Source organism: Staphylococcus rostri (genome assembly GCF_002902145.1).
In the GTDB taxonomy this organism is placed as follows: Bacteria; Bacillota; Bacilli; order Staphylococcales; family Staphylococcaceae; genus Staphylococcus; species Staphylococcus rostri.
The window spans coordinates 1-345 of sequence record NZ_PPRF01000096.1 but is presented as its reverse complement, the minus strand read 5'-3'; the positions used below and the strand labels follow the sequence as shown (position 1 = coordinate 345).

At 43.2% G+C, this 345-nt stretch carries 1 protein-coding gene; it reads left to right on the top strand.

All coding sequences use genetic code 11. The features are described 5' to 3' along the window. The coding region (locus CD122_RS12015; RefSeq protein WP_240624159.1) for an Ig-like domain-containing protein at positions 1-345 on the top strand (345 nt) is incomplete at both ends.

Below are 345 nucleotides of genomic sequence, written 5' to 3'. Positions count from 1 at the left end.
CAGCTGAACCAAACGGAACAGTAGACGTAACATTACCAAACGGCGATGTTATTAAAGACGTACCAGTAGATGCAGATGGTAACTACAAAGTAGACGTACCAGAAGGTGTAGAACTTAAAGAAGGCGACAAGATTACAGTTGTAGCAAAAGACGACAGCGGTAATGTGTCAGACCCAACAGAAACTACAGTAACTGATACAGTAGCACCAGACGCACCAACAGTGAACCAACCACAACCAGGTGATGATGTAATCACAGGTACAGCTGAACCAAACGGAACAGTAGATGTAACATTACCAAACGGCGATGTTATTAAAGACGTACCAGTAGATGCAGATGGTAACT